Annotated in this window: 13 protein-coding genes; 4 read left to right on the top strand and 9 right to left on the bottom strand. The window is 54.1% G+C overall.

Annotated elements, in window-relative coordinates; translation table 11 throughout:
* Nucleotides 1-32: 32 nt before the first annotated feature.
* The 3 genes from OGX75_RS09835 to ldtC all read left to right on the top strand — a co-directional run bounded on the left by OGX75_RS09835 (nucleotide 33) and on the right by ldtC (nucleotide 5,873).
* Nucleotides 33-1,106, top strand: coding sequence for an acyltransferase family protein (locus OGX75_RS09835; protein WP_012132800.1), 1,074 nt, complete (start codon nucleotides 33-35; stop codon nucleotides 1,104-1,106).
* A gap of 129 nt (nucleotides 1,107-1,235) precedes the next feature.
* Entirely contained in the window at nucleotides 1,236-4,682 is a 3,447-nt protein-coding gene (gene mfd / locus OGX75_RS09830; RefSeq protein WP_286451605.1) for a transcription-repair coupling factor, read from the top strand.
* A gap of 225 nt (nucleotides 4,683-4,907) precedes the next feature.
* On the top strand, nucleotides 4,908-5,873 hold the full coding sequence (gene ldtC / locus OGX75_RS09825; protein WP_200092666.1) for a L,D-transpeptidase LdtC: 966 nt from the start codon (nucleotides 4,908-4,910) through the stop codon (nucleotides 5,871-5,873).
* Nucleotides 5,874-5,952: 79 nt separating this feature from the next.
* Here ldtC and bhsA read toward each other — a convergent pair whose 3' ends face one another.
* A complete protein-coding gene (bhsA, locus tag OGX75_RS09820; RefSeq protein ID WP_047457498.1) occupies nucleotides 5,953-6,210 on the bottom strand; it encodes a multiple stress resistance protein BhsA in 258 nt (85 codons plus the stop codon).
* A gap of 240 nt (nucleotides 6,211-6,450) precedes the next feature.
* On the opposite strand from bhsA, the gene comR reads away from it, so the two are divergent.
* On the top strand, nucleotides 6,451-7,086 hold the full coding sequence (comR, locus tag OGX75_RS09815) for a TetR family copper-responsive transcriptional repressor ComR (protein WP_024130432.1): 636 nt from the start codon (nucleotides 6,451-6,453) through the stop codon (nucleotides 7,084-7,086).
* 73 nt (nucleotides 7,087-7,159) lie between these two features.
* Here comR and OGX75_RS09810 read toward each other — a convergent pair whose 3' ends face one another.
* From OGX75_RS09810 to hinT, 8 genes are all read right to left on the bottom strand, one after another.
* Complete coding sequence (locus tag OGX75_RS09810) at nucleotides 7,160-7,699, bottom strand: glycine zipper 2TM domain-containing protein (RefSeq protein WP_024130433.1); 540 nt, start codon at nucleotides 7,697-7,699, stop codon at nucleotides 7,160-7,162.
* A gap of 286 nt (nucleotides 7,700-7,985) precedes the next feature.
* On the bottom strand, nucleotides 7,986-9,290 hold the full coding sequence (gene ndh, locus OGX75_RS09805) for an NADH-quinone dehydrogenase (RefSeq protein ID WP_024130434.1): 1,305 nt from the start codon (nucleotides 9,288-9,290) through the stop codon (nucleotides 7,986-7,988).
* Between the two features lie 248 nt (nucleotides 9,291-9,538).
* Nucleotides 9,539-10,081, bottom strand: a complete 543-nt coding sequence (ycfP, locus tag OGX75_RS09800) for an alpha/beta hydrolase YcfP (protein WP_012132812.1) — start codon at nucleotides 10,079-10,081, stop codon at nucleotides 9,539-9,541.
* Between the two features lie 23 nt (nucleotides 10,082-10,104).
* Nucleotides 10,105-11,130, bottom strand: a complete 1,026-nt coding sequence (nagZ, locus tag OGX75_RS09795) for a beta-N-acetylhexosaminidase (protein ID WP_214143781.1) — start codon at nucleotides 11,128-11,130, stop codon at nucleotides 10,105-10,107.
* A 10-nt stretch (nucleotides 11,131-11,140) separates the two neighbouring features.
* The gene (gene thiK / locus OGX75_RS09790; protein WP_153258415.1) at nucleotides 11,141-11,965 is read right to left on the bottom strand and encodes a thiamine kinase; all 825 of its coding nucleotides are present in this window, start codon (nucleotides 11,963-11,965) and stop codon (nucleotides 11,141-11,143) included.
* Nucleotides 11,946-12,587: a penicillin-binding protein activator LpoB gene (gene lpoB / locus OGX75_RS09785; RefSeq protein WP_286451606.1), complete on the bottom strand. Its 642-nt coding sequence runs from the start codon at nucleotides 12,585-12,587 to the stop codon at nucleotides 11,946-11,948. The genes thiK and lpoB overlap by 20 nt, the downstream gene beginning before the upstream one ends.
* 13 nt (nucleotides 12,588-12,600) lie before the next feature.
* Nucleotides 12,601-12,975: a YcfL family putative periplasmic lipoprotein gene (locus OGX75_RS09780; protein ID WP_286451607.1), complete on the bottom strand. Its 375-nt coding sequence runs from the start codon at nucleotides 12,973-12,975 to the stop codon at nucleotides 12,601-12,603.
* 2 nt (nucleotides 12,976-12,977) lie between these two features.
* Nucleotides 12,978-13,337: a purine nucleoside phosphoramidase gene (hinT, locus tag OGX75_RS09775; RefSeq protein ID WP_024130438.1), complete on the bottom strand. Its 360-nt coding sequence runs from the start codon at nucleotides 13,335-13,337 to the stop codon at nucleotides 12,978-12,980.
* Nucleotides 13,338-13,625: the final 288 nt, after the last annotated feature.

The raw sequence follows: 13,625 nt of genomic DNA, 5'->3' as shown, positions 1-13,625 counted from the left end.
GCTATGTTGAATAACACGAGTACGCCGTCCTGATGAAACAAAAAGAATTGTGGATCAACCAAATCAAAGGGTTATGCATCTGCCTGGTGGTCATTTATCACTCTGTGATTACGTTCTATCCCCACCTGACCGCTTTCCAGTATCCGTTATCGGAGATCCTGACGAAATGCTGGATCTACTTTAACCTCTATCTGGCGCCGTTTCGCATGCCGGTGTTTTTCTTTATTTCCGGGTATCTGATCCGCCGCTATATTGACAGCGTGCCCTGGGGAACCTGTATTGATAAACGGATCTGGAGCATTGTCTGGGTACTGGCGCTCTGGGGAGTGGCGCAATGGCTGGCGCTTAGCTGGCTCAACCACTGGCTGGCGCCCGAACGCGACATCAACAACGCCTCCAACGCCGCTTATGCCGGGTCCGTCGGCGAGTTTATTCACGGAATGCTGACGGCCAGCACCAGCCTCTGGTATCTGTATGCGCTGGTTGTCTATTTTGTGCTGTGTAAAGTTTTCAGCCAATGGGCAAAACCACTGTTCGTACTGTTTGTACTGCTGAGCGTGACGATAAACTTCGTGCCAACGCCGTGGTGGGGAATGAACAGCGTGATCCGCAACCTGCCTTACTACAGCCTCGGCGCCTGGTTTGGCGCCACGCTGATGGAGTGGATTAAGCATGTCCCACTGCGTCGTTATGCTATCGCGTTTGCGGGCATTGCGCTGCTCGCCGTCATCGCCTGGCTGGCTAATGTATCCCTGCTGCTCTCACTGGTGTCGATTGTGCTGATCATGAAACTTTTTTATCAGTATGAGCAGCGCTTCGGCATGCGTTCTTCCAGCCTGCTGAATGTCATCGGCTCAAACACTATTGCTATCTATACAACCCACCGTATCCTGGTCGAAGCGTTCAGCTTAACGTTGATTCCGAAAATCAACGGCGCGGCATGGTCGCCGCAGCTTGAGTTTGCTCTGCTGTTGGTTTACCCCTTTGCCAGTCTGCTGATTTGCACGCTGACGGGCCTTACCGTCCGAAAAATTTCGCAACGCCTGTTTGCCGATCTCTTCTTCTCTCCGCCTTCTCTCCCTGCCGTTACCAGCTATTCACGTTAATCTTTTCGCCCCCTCCCGGGGGCGAATCAATTTGCTAAAGAGAAACGATCACGGATAATAAAGAGCATTGCTTATCAGTGATATGCCCCCATAGTGTGGTGTATACCCAATAGAGATCCTGCAACCACTATGCCTGAACAACAACGTTATACTCTGCCAACCAAACCCGGCGATCAGCGCCAGTTGGGCGAGCTTACCGGCGCCGCCTGCGCCACGCTGGTGGCGGAGATTGCCGAGCGCCATGCTGGCCCAATCGTGCTTATTGCACCTGACATGCAAAACGCCCTGCGCCTGCATGACGAAGTTCGCCAGTTCACCGACCAACTGGTGATGAATCTGGCGGACTGGGAAACGCTCCCTTACGACAGCTTTTCCCCACACCAGGAAATCATCTCTTCACGCCTGTCCACGCTTTACCAGTTGCCGTCAATGCAGCGCGGCGTATTGATTGTTCCGGTAAATACGCTGATGCAGCGCGTTTGCCCGCACAGTTATTTGCACGGCCACGCCCTGGTGATGAAAAAGGGTCAGCGTTTGTCGCGCGACGCCCTGCGCGCACAGCTGGATAGCGCGGGCTATCGCCATGTTGATCAGGTCATGGAACACGGTGAATACGCCACTCGCGGCGCGCTGCTGGATCTGTTTCCGATGGGCAGCGAACAGCCCTATCGTCTTGATTTTTTTGATGATGAAATCGACAGTTTGCGCCTGTTTGATGCCGATACCCAGCGTACGCTGGAAGAAGTCGACGCCATCAATTTGCTGCCCGCGCATGAATTTCCGACCGATAAAACGGCCATCGAGCTGTTCCGCAGCCAGTGGCGTGACACATTTGAAGTTAAACGCGACGCCGAGCATATTTACCAGCAGGTCAGTAAAGGCACGCTGCCTGCCGGGATCGAATACTGGCAGCCGCTGTTCTTCAACGAGCCGCTGCCGCCTCTGTTCAGCTACTTCCCGGCGAACACGCTGCTGGTGAATACCGGCGCGCTGGAAAACAGCGCTGAACGCTTCCAGGCCGATACCCTGGCACGTTTTGAAAACCGTGGCATCGATCCTATGCGCCCGCTTTTGCCGCCGGAATCCCTGTGGCTGCGGGTCGATGAGCTGTTCTCCGAACTCAAACACTGGCCCCGCATACAGTTAAAAACCGAACATCTGCCAGGTAAGGCGGCGAATACCAATCTGGGTTTCCAGAAACTGCCGGATCTGGCGGTACAGGCGCAGCAAAAAGCGCCGCTGGACGCGCTGCGTAGATTTCTTGAATCCTTCAACGGGCCGGTCATTTTCTCCGTAGAAAGCGAAGGCCGCCGCGAAGCGCTCGGGGAACTGCTCGCCCGTATTAAAATTTCACCCAAACGAATTTTGCGCCTGGATGAAGCGCTCGACGCCGGACGTTACCTGATGATTGGCGCTGCGGAGCATGGCTTTATCGATACGCAGCGTAATCTGGCGCTTATTTGCGAGAGCGATTTGCTGGGTGAACGCGTTGCGCGTCGCCGTCAGGACTCACGCCGCACGATTAACCCCGACACGCTGATCCGCAACCTGGCGGAACTGCATCCTGGCCAGCCGGTGGTACACCTTGAGCATGGTGTGGGGCGTTATGCGGGTATGACGACGCTGGAAGCCGGCGGCATCAAGGGCGAGTACCTGATGCTCACCTACGCCAACGACGCCAGATTGTACGTACCGGTGTCATCTTTGCATCTCATCAGCCGCTATGCCGGAGGCGCCGAAGAGAACGCGCCGCTGCATAAACTGGGCGGCGACGCCTGGTCTCGCGCCCGACAGAAAGCCGCGGAGAAAGTGCGCGACGTGGCGGCAGAGCTACTGGATATTTACGCCCAGCGCGCGGCGAAAGAAGGTTTCGCCTTTAAGCACGATCGCGAGCAGTATCAACTGTTCTGCGACAGCTTCCCGTTCGAGACCACGCCAGACCAGGCGCAGGCCATTAACGCCGTCCTGAGCGACATGTGCCAACCGTTGGCAATGGATCGTCTGGTGTGCGGCGACGTCGGCTTCGGGAAAACCGAAGTGGCGATGCGCGCCGCGTTCCTGGCGGTGGAAAACCACAAACAGGTCGCGGTGCTGGTGCCTACCACCCTGCTGGCGCAACAGCATTTCGATAACTTCCGCGACCGCTTCGCCAACTGGCCGGTGCGCATCGAAATGCTCTCCCGTTTCCGTAGCGCCAAAGAGCAAGCGCAGATCCTTGAGCAGGTCGCTGAGGGGAAAATCGACATTCTGATCGGCACTCATAAGCTGCTGCAAAGCGATGTGAAATTAAAAGATTTGGGCTTGCTGATTGTCGATGAAGAGCACCGTTTCGGCGTACGGCATAAAGAGCGCATCAAGGCAATGCGCGCCGACGTCGATATTCTGACGCTGACGGCAACGCCAATCCCTCGTACGCTCAACATGGCGATGAGCGGTATGCGCGATCTGTCGATCATTGCCACACCGCCCGCCCGTCGTCTGGCGGTAAAAACCTTCGTCCGTGAATATGACAACCTGGTGGTGCGCGAGGCTATCCTGCGTGAAGTTCTGCGCGGCGGCCAGGTGTATTATCTGTATAACGACGTGGAGAATATCCAGAAAGCCGCGGACCGACTGGCGGAACTGGTGCCGGAAGCCCGCATCGCGATTGGTCACGGGCAGATGCGCGAGCGCGAACTTGAGCGTGTTATGAACGACTTCCACCACCAGCGCTTTAACGTTCTGGTGTGTACCACCATTATCGAAACCGGTATTGATATTCCAACCGCGAACACGATCATCATTGAGCGCGCCGACCATTTTGGCCTGGCGCAGCTCCACCAGCTACGTGGTCGCGTTGGACGTTCGCACCATCAGGCGTATGCCTGGCTGCTGACGCCGCATCCAAAAGCGATGACGACCGACGCGCAAAAACGTCTGGAAGCCATTGCCTCGCTGGAAGATTTGGGTGCCGGTTTTGCGCTGGCGACTCACGATCTCGAAATTCGCGGCGCTGGCGAGCTGCTTGGCGAAGATCAGAGCGGGCAGATGGAGACCATCGGCTTCTCGCTGTATATGGAGCTGCTGGAAAACGCCGTGGATGCGCTGAAAGCCGGACGTGAGCCGTCGCTGGAAGACCTCACCAGCCAGCAGACGGAAGTCGAACTGCGTATGCCGTCGCTGCTGCCGGATGATTTTATCCCGGATGTGAATACGCGTCTGTCGTTCTATAAACGCATTGCCAGTGCGAAAAACGAAAACGAGCTGGAGGAGCTCAAGGTAGAGCTGATCGACCGTTTCGGCCTGCTGCCTGACCCGGCGCGCAATCTGCTGGATATCGCGCGTCTGCGCCAACAGGCACAGAAGCTGGGCATTCGAAAACTGGAAGGCAACGAGAAAGGCGGTACGATCGAGTTTGCCGAGAAAAATCACGTAAACCCAACCTGGCTGATTGGTCTGTTGCAAAAACAACCACAGCACTTCCGCCTCGACGGCCCGACACGCCTGAAGTTTATTCAGGATCTAGCGGAGCGTAAAACGCGTATGGACTGGGTGCGCCAGTTTATGGCGCAACTGGAAGAAAACGCGGCAGCGTAACGCTCTACGACGCCGGATGGCGGCGCAAGCGCCTTATCCGGCCTACGGGAAGCATATCCTGTAGGCCCGGTAAGCGCAGCGCCACCGGGCGTAATGCCCTCTGCCATCCCCCGCGTTTTCGCCCACATTTACAACACTTTGCACTTCTCTTGCACTTCAAGACATGACAACCCGCCATAATGATCATTGACTCAATTTATTACAATAACCCTTTGATTTGTGATGATAATGAATAACATGCGACTTTCCCGCTGGCTGGCGTTTTTTACGCTCGCCGCGTCCGTAGCGCTGGCGATACCGGCGCAGGCGAACACATGGCCGCTTCCTCCTCCCGGCAGCAAACTGGTGGGCGAGAATACATTTCACGTTGTCGAAAACAACGGCGGCTCGCTGGAGGCGATTGCTAAAAAATACAATGTCGGTTTTTTAGCGTTGCTACAGGCAAACCCGGGCGTTGATCCTTACGTTCCCCGCGCGGGCAGCGTTCTGACCATCCCTCTGCAAACCTTACTGCCGGATGCGCCGCACGAAGGTATTGTGATTAACCTCGCCGAATTGCGTCTGTATTACTATCCTCCCGGAAAAAATTCGGTGACCGTGTATCCAATCGGTATCGGTCAACTGGGTGGCGATACGTTGACGCCAACGATGGTCACTACCGTCTCGGATAAGCGCGCAAACCCAACCTGGACGCCTACGGCGAATATCCGCGCCCGTTACAAGGCTCAGGGAATAGACCTCCCTGCCGTGGTTCCCGCCGGGCCGGATAACCCAATGGGCCATCATGCGATCCGCTTAGCGGCTTATGGCGGCGTCTACTTGCTGCACGGCACGAATGCTGATTTCGGTATCGGGATGCGCGTCAGTTCCGGCTGTATTCGCCTGCGTGACGGTGATATTGAGACGCTGTTCCGTCAGGTCACGCCGGGTACGAAGGTCAACATTATTAATACGCCGATCAAAGCGTCCGTTGAACCTGGCGGCATGCGCCTGGTAGAAGTCCACCAGCCGTTATCGAAGAATATTGATGACGATCCGCAAATATTGCCGATCGTATTGAACGGTCAAATGCAGGCTTTCAAAGATGCCGCACAGACCGATGCCGCCGTTATGGAGCATGTTATGGAAGTGCGTTCAGGAATGCCGGTCGATGTCACCCGCCATCCCGGGATAACGCAGCAGTCGATGTAACGTCGGATAATAAAAAAGCCCCGCTCAGACAGCGGGGCTTTTTTGTGGCAGCAGCAGTGGCATTAATGAGGGTTAATGCTTATTTGTAGATAACCGCAGTCCCGTGGAGGGTGTTAGGACCGGTTACCGAAGTAATGCGGAAAGATTTCGCGCCCATTTCATCCGCTTTTTGCGCCAGTTGATCTTCCAGAGATCCCAGGTTAGTCCCGGCGGTTGCGGAAATGGTGCCTACTTTCTGTTGATCTACAGGTGTCGCCTGAACTTCAACAGCAGCGAAACTTGCGAAAGAGAGTGAACTCAGTACAGCGGCAGCAATGAGGGTTTTTACGTTTTTCATGATAGTGACCTTTAGCAGATGAACGGTGTCGAAATATTTACTTAACGATCGATAGGTAAATCATAGATGTGATCCATGTCACACGTCAACATTTTTTTATAACGATCATTATATAAATTAAAAAAAACTTATTTTTCATATCAATACAGGTGAATTATTTTTCTTCTGAATGCGCTGGAGACTGAGCGGGATTATTTTTATAATGGTTGTTCAACAAACCCAACAAGGTACAACGGCATCATGACAACTGACTCGACAGGTTGCGTAAAAAAAAGCCGTGGCCGACCAAAAGTGTTCGACAGGGAAGCCGCGCTTGATAAGGCCATGACACTCTTCTGGCAGCACGGCTATGAAGCAACATCGCTCGCCGACCTCGTGGAAGCGACCGGCGCAAAAGCGCCCACGCTGTACGCAGAATTTACGAACAAGGAAGGGTTGTTCCGCGCAGTACTGGACCGCTATATCAGCCGCTTTGCGGCAAAACATGAAGCCCAGCTCTTTTGTGAAGAAAAAAGCGTTGAGTCCGCGCTGGAAGACTATTTCACCGCCGTCGCGACATGCTTCACCAGTAAAGACACCCCTGCCGGGTGCTTTATGATCAACACGTCCGCCACACTGGCCGCCTCCTCCCGTGAAATCGCCCATACGGTGAAATCCCGCCACGCGATGCAGGAGCAGACGCTGACCCAATTTTTGCGCCAGCGGCAGGAGCGCGGGGAAATTCCGGCGCACTGTAATCCACAAACGCTGGCGGAATATCTGAACTGTATTTTACAAGGAATGTCGATCAGCGCGCGTGAAGGCGCGACGTTTGACAAGCTGATGCAGATAACCCGCACCACCCTACGGCTGTGGCCGGAGATGCTGAAGGCTTAGCGCCTGACCGTCTGATAAAAAAAGCCCCTCAGCCTGAGCGAATGAGGGGCTAACGTGCAGAGTACAGCTTTTTTTACGCGTCGTTATTCAGAATCAATTGACCGTTATTATCCAGCGGGATTTGCGTTCCGGGATCTTTATCCATGCGGATTTTCCCCTGCTGATCGCCAATCTTGTAAGTGACGTCATAGCCCAGCATTTTCTCTGACTTGTCATACACCGTTTTACAGCGCTGCTGCGTAGAGGTGTAGGTGTCATTTTCCTGCATTGATCCCTGGATTTGGTTACCGGCGTACCCTCCGCCCAGCGCCCCGACGACGGTCGCCACATCTTTACCACGGCCACCGCCGAACTGATGACCAATCACGCCGCCAGCAACCGCGCCAAGCACCGAACCAGCAATGCGATTTTCGTCCTGAACAGGTTTGCGGTGCGTGACCGTCACGTTGCGGCATTCCTGACGCGGTGTTTTGACGGTTTCTTTTATGGGTGTGGCTGATACGACTTGCGCATATTTCGGGCTACGGTCAAAAACGTTCAGACTGGCCACCGCCGCCACACCCAGCGCAGCAGCTACGCCAATCCCTATACCCGCCAACATTGATTTATTCACGGGAATTCCTCCTTTTTTGCTATTAGTAACAATTTTGCAACCAGCAGTGGGGTTAAGCAAATCAGAAAGAGGATGAAAAGTGCGGGGTTATGCGGCAAACAGACACGATTCAGAGAACTCTGAAGCAGATGGCGCGATTAAATTGCCGGATGGCGGCCGATGGCCTTATCCGGCCTACAGACGGTGAGAGCTGATGCCGGATGGCGGCCGGTGGCCTTATCCGGCCTACATGCTGTGCGAGCCGTAGGCCTGATAAGCGAAGCGCCATCAGGCGATACGGTAAGGATTAATGCAGTTTCAGACGCGGGCGAATCACACGGTTAATGCTGCCTACTAACATCATTAACCCGGTTTTAAAGTAACCGTGCAGCGCAATCTGGTGCATACGGTAAAGCGAAATGTAAACAAAACGCGCGATACGCCCTTCCACCATCATTGAACCACGCATCAGGTTCCCCATCAGGCTGCCGACAGTCGAGAAATTAGAGAGCGATACCAGCGAACCGTGATCTTTATAAACGTAGTCTTTCATCGGTTTGCCTTTCATCTGCGCCAGAATATTATTCAGTGCGCAGCTTGCCATCTGATGCGCGGCCTGAGCGCGCGGCGGCACAAAGCCCCCTTCAGGACGTGCGCAGGAAGCACAGTCGCCGATGGCATAAACATCCGGGTCACGGGTGGTTTGCAGCGTCGGTTCAACCACTAACTGGTTGATGCGGTTAGTTTCCAGCCCGCCAATATCTTTCAGGAAATCAGGCGCTTTAATCCCTGCCGCCCACACCATCAGGTCAGCTTTGATGTGTTCGCCATCTTTCGTGTGCAGGCCGCCTTCGTCTGCGCTGGTCACCATCGTCTGAGTCAGTACGCGTACGCCCAGTTTGGTCAGTTCGCTATGCGCCGCAGCGGAAATACGCGGCGGCAGCGCAGGCAGAATACGCTCACCGGCTTCAACCAGCGTCACGTTCAGCGCTTCGTTAGTCAGGCCTTTGTAGCCGTAGCTGTGCAGCTGTTTCACAGCGTTATGCAGTTCCGCAGAAAGCTCCACGCCCGTTGCGCCGCCACCGACAATCGCAATGTTGACCTTACCGCTAACACCCATGCTGGAAGAGTATTTCAGGAACAGGTTCAGCATTTCCTGATGGAAGCGACGCGCCTGATGCGGGTTGTCCAGGAAAATACAGTGTTCTTTAACGCCAGGGGTGTTGAAGTCGTTAGAGGTACTGCCCAGCGCCATCACCAGGGTGTCGTACGCGATTTTACGCTCAGGAACCAGCAGTTCCCCTTTCTCGTCACGCAGTTCCGCAATGGTGATCGTTTTCGCTTCACGATCGATATCCATAACCGAACCCAACTGGAACTGGAAACCATGATTACGCGCATGCGCCAGGTAGCTCAGAGCGTCCACGCCTTCGTCCAGTGAACCGGTCGCCACTTCATGCAGCAACGGCTTCCACAGATGGCTGTGGTTTCTGTCCACCAGCGTGATTTTTGCCTTTTTCTTACGACCCAGTTTTTTACCCAACTGAGTCGCCATTTCAAGCCCGCCAGCACCGCCGCCGACAATCACGATCTTTTTCAATGGTGTAGTCAACGTGACCCCCCTTAAATTTATTAACCAATTGTTAAGTAAAAGTTATAAATATAGCCTTTAATTAACAACAAGTTACGGTAATGCAAAGTGACTTCGCTAGTGAGAATAACACGAACGGTGCATTGGTCATACCAAAATTGATGTACATCAAGTTTTCTCGCTGAAAAGATAGACAACCCTGCCTGAATGCTCATAAAAAAACCAGCCCGAAGGCTGGTTTCTGAGGGGGGTGATCGGGTTACAACGGCTTAACCTAACGTTTTAAACGCTTTTATCCGCTGTAAATGAGGAGAGATATTCTTAAATTTATGGGTCTGCTCTTCGTCCCAGACAATTTCATAGAAATGATGCAGCTCTTTTGCCGAACGATGGCTGTCCAGCGCTTCATCATGCCGGGACAGGATCACCAGGCAGCGATCGCGGTTTTTTTCGCGGAAATTGGTGACGCATTTCGTTGCGATATCGGCATACTCTTCCGGGCGGTCGATTTTGCCTTCCATATTCTCATAGGGGAACAGATTAGGGTTGAATACCACCTGGCGTATGTCGCACAGGAAGCCAATCCGCTCCGCCCAATACCCACCCAGTCCTACGCCACAAATTAATGGCCGATCGTCCACATTCAGTTGCAACATTTTGTCTACTTCTTTCAGCAGATGCTGCATGTCATGTTTGGGATGCCGTGTGCTGTAGCTGATCAGTCTGACATCCGAATCAATAAACTGTAGCTGCAACACTTTCTCGTGGTTACCCGGACTGTTGGAGTCAAAACCGTGTAAATAGATAATCATCGCATCCTCACACAAAACTCGGGTTAATGACCTGCTTTTTCTTCCTGCCAGCGTTCATGCAACTGGTTAAGCTGGGCGCTGACCGTTTTCCAGCGTGCGGAGTCCATCAACTCCTGACGCGAAAATGAACCTTTATGATACAAACGCGTAACACGTTCTGCATTGATCGGCGACAGATTATCTAACACGCTGACCGCTCCTTTACGATTATTACAGACCAGGATCATATCGCAACCCGCATCCAGCGACGCCTGCCCGCGCTCTGCGTAGCTCCCCATAATCGCCGCCCCCTCCATCGACAGGTCATCGGAGAAAATCACGCCATCAAAACCAAGTTCCTCACGCAGCACCGTTTTCAGCCAGTGTGGTGAACCACTCGCCGGACGCGGATCGACATCGCTGTATATGACGTGCGCCGGCATAATCGCATCAAGTTTGTTCCCGGTGATTAGCGAACGGAACACCGACATATCCCTGGCGCGAATTTCCGCCTCAGGACGCGGATCGGTTGGCGTTTCTTTATGCGAATCGGCAGTGACTGCCCCGTGTCCGGGGAAGTGCTTACCGGTGGTTTTCATTCCGGCAGCATGCATCCCGTCGATAAAACGCGTCGCCATTGCCAGAGCTTTAAGCGGATCGGCATGGTAAGAACGCTCGCCAATTGCTGCGCTGATATGCCCGACATCCAGCACTGGCGCGAAACTGATATCAATGTCCATCGCGATCATCTCGCTGGCCATTAGCCACCCGGCATCCTGCGCCAGTTTGCCCCCTTCTTCCAGCCCGTGCAGCGCAGCAAAAGATTGTGCGGCTGGCAGGCGGGTAAAACCTTCACGAAAACGCTGTACGCGTCCGCCTTCCTGGTCAACCGCCACCACCAGATGATTGCGCGAAGCCACCCGAATCTGGCGGACTAACTCGCGCAGCTGCTCCGGGTCATGATAATTACGCGTAAAGAGGATCAGCCCCCCCACCAGCGGATGGGCCAGAATCTCGCGCTCTTCTGCGTCCAGCTCAAACCCTTCGACATCCAACATTACTGGACCCACACTGCTCTCCTTATCCTTTCTTTTTCAGCTGCCGCCAGGCGTCGTCGGCCAGCCTGATAAATTGTTGTTCGCCGGTTTGCTGCCAGCGGTATTCAAACCATCCGGCTTTCAGCATCATTACCCAGGGGCGCCATAACCTGACCTGCTGCCATAGCGTTTGCGGACAGATATGCGCAACGGCGGCATAGGATCTCACCAGCCGTTGATGCTGCCGCTCATCCTCTACCCATACGGCGGCCAGTTCCAGAGCGATATCGCCGTCCCCGGCGTATTCCCAGTCAATCAACCGTAGCCCCGATGCCGTCTGTACCAGGTTATCGCCGTGGACATCCATATGCAAAGGCGCCAGACGCAGCGGACGAGGTTCCCGCGCCGCTCGCAGCCGTTTTAGCATCCGTAACCAGTACGGCGTCCTGCGTGCCGGATCGCTCCCCTGCCAGTAGCGCATAAGCAGCGGTAACAGCGAAATACGCCAGCCAAAACGCGGTTGTTGATGCAGATGATACAGTAAGCCCGCCAGTTCGTCGGTATCCGGTAATCCAGATTTTACCTCTCCCTGCAAATAGTCCACCGCCATCCAGCCGGGAATATAAAAACGCGGTCTGGGAGCAAGGGTTTCCGGTAAACGTGACAACGCGTGATACTGACGCAAAAAATCAGATTCAGGCGCGAAGGGATCATGATGGCAACGGAGCACCAGACGGCGGGCGTCATGTTCAATGATGCAACTCCCGCCGCTTAATCCGTTGTGGCAGGCGGCGACGGGATGATATTGCGGGAAGTAGCGCGACAAAACGTCGTCGCGCGTCAGTAGATTATTGTTGCTGGACTGCACCTTTACCTGACCAGATTATCTCGCCAGTTTGTACCAGCATTAACTGCATTTGCAGCGATGGCGCATTGACGTTACCCGCCGCGCTTGAATAGAGCACATATTGCGCCCCTACGTTACGGGCGATGCCAATCGCTTTACTGCGCGTACCGAGGCTGTCCTGCGGTGATAAACCCAGTTGCTGCTTCGCCATCGCCAGTTGCTGCGCGGAAACCAGCGTAAATTTACCGTTATTCGCCAGCGCATTACGTAAAGTCTCTGTGGCCTCGCCCGCGTTGAGCGAACCGTTGGTGCGGTTATTTACGCTATCGACCAGCAGTACGTTACCCGCCGTTACGCCATCAGCCTGAAGCATTTTTCCGACCATCGGCTGCATCGCGCTGTTCCAGTCATAATGGCGCACGCGCGGCGCAGGCTGTGCGGTCTGGTCTTCGTGTTCAATCGGGCCCGGCTGTTGCGGGATCGTCGGCACCGATGGCACGACCGGCACAGGCTGCTGCGGTTCGGCTGGCTGTTCCGGCGCCGGTTTGATTTCATCAACCGGTGCGGGTTCACGTTGCCCCACACAACCGGAGAGGAATATCGCCAGCGCGGCCACCAGTGCGTAGCGATTCATTTTCATCATCAAAATTCACCCCTTACAAATAAAGATAAAGTCTAACCTTATGCGCCCCCAGATAATTGGCGCTGCCATACAGCGTGACCGACGAATGCGCCGGGATAGTCACACTGCGTGGCGCTTCCAGAGGATGCATTTCCAGCCCTCTGGCGTCATACCAGTAAAACCGATAATGCACGGTAACGGGTTCTTGCCTTTCGTTATAGAGGCGTGAGGATGCAGAAGGCTGAATATCGGACGTCGTCAACGCAGGCGCTTCCGCCGTGATACCGGCCGCCAGCAGCGTTGACTCCATCACCAGTGTCTGTTCATCACTGACCGGAATTTCAGGGTGTGAGCGACAACCCGCAAGCAACAGTAAGGCCAGTGACATCGCAAGGCATCCTCTGGTCATTGTCAGAAGCCTTTATGCGCCAGCATCGGCCCCAGCGCACGCCCGCCCAGCAGGTGCATATGAATGTGATAAACCTCCTGCCCGCCATGACGGTTAGTATTCATGATCAGGCGGTAGCCGTCTTCGGCAATGCCTTCCTGCCCGGCAATTTTTGCCGCGACGGTGATCATACGGCCCAGCGCCTGTTCGTGCTCCGCCGTGACATCATTAACCGTTGGGATCAGGGTATTCGGGATGATCAGAATGTGCGTGGGCGCCTGCGGCGAAATATCGCGAAATGCGGTAACCAGTTCATCCTGGTAAACGATATCCGAGGGGATTTCACGACGGATAATTTTGCTGAATATAGTTTCTTCTGCCACGACATTTTTCCTTTTTTCAAAATTAGCCATAACGTTGCGCCATGCTACGCCGAGCCACACTGCGAGTATAGAGTATGAGCGAGTTACTCACGCTCTTTCAACTTTAACCCACGATTTATTAAGCAAAAAATCTGTCAGTTGCTGCGCTTATACTCATTTCCCTCTTCTCTCTGCACCTCATAGCACTGAAACAAGATTTCATTTTCACCCGTAACATCTGTTTACAGCATTAATGCAAGTGCGTATATTTCGCATTTGCATTTTCATGCGCATTTGATGGTTAGAAAA

The sequence above is a fragment of the Citrobacter sp. CK199 genome, assembly GCF_030333285.1.
Lineage (GTDB): Bacteria > Pseudomonadota > Gammaproteobacteria > Enterobacterales > Enterobacteriaceae > Citrobacter_B > Citrobacter_B koseri.
Note: the sequence above shows the minus strand (reverse complement) of the source record. Positions and strands in the feature narration are given on the sequence as shown.

Coding starts and splice junctions, on each gene's coding strand:
- OGX75_RS09780 (WP_286451607.1), bottom strand. CDS start 12,975: ATGACCAGAGGATGCCTTGCGATGTCACTGGCCTTACTGTTGCTTGCG.
- ycfP (WP_012132812.1), bottom strand. CDS start 10,081: ATGATTATCTATTTACACGGTTTTGACTCCAACAGTCCGGGTAACCAC.
- OGX75_RS09835 (WP_012132800.1), top strand. CDS start 33: ATGAAACAAAAAGAATTGTGGATCAACCAAATCAAAGGGTTATGCATC.
- lpoB (WP_286451606.1), bottom strand. CDS start 12,587: ATGATGAAAATGAATCGCTACGCACTGGTGGCCGCGCTGGCGATATTC.
- bhsA (WP_047457498.1), bottom strand. CDS start 6,210: ATGAAAAACGTAAAAACCCTCATTGCTGCCGCTGTACTGAGTTCACTC.
- comR (WP_024130432.1), top strand. CDS start 6,451: ATGACAACTGACTCGACAGGTTGCGTAAAAAAAAGCCGTGGCCGACCA.
- mfd (WP_286451605.1), top strand. CDS start 1,236: ATGCCTGAACAACAACGTTATACTCTGCCAACCAAACCCGGCGATCAG.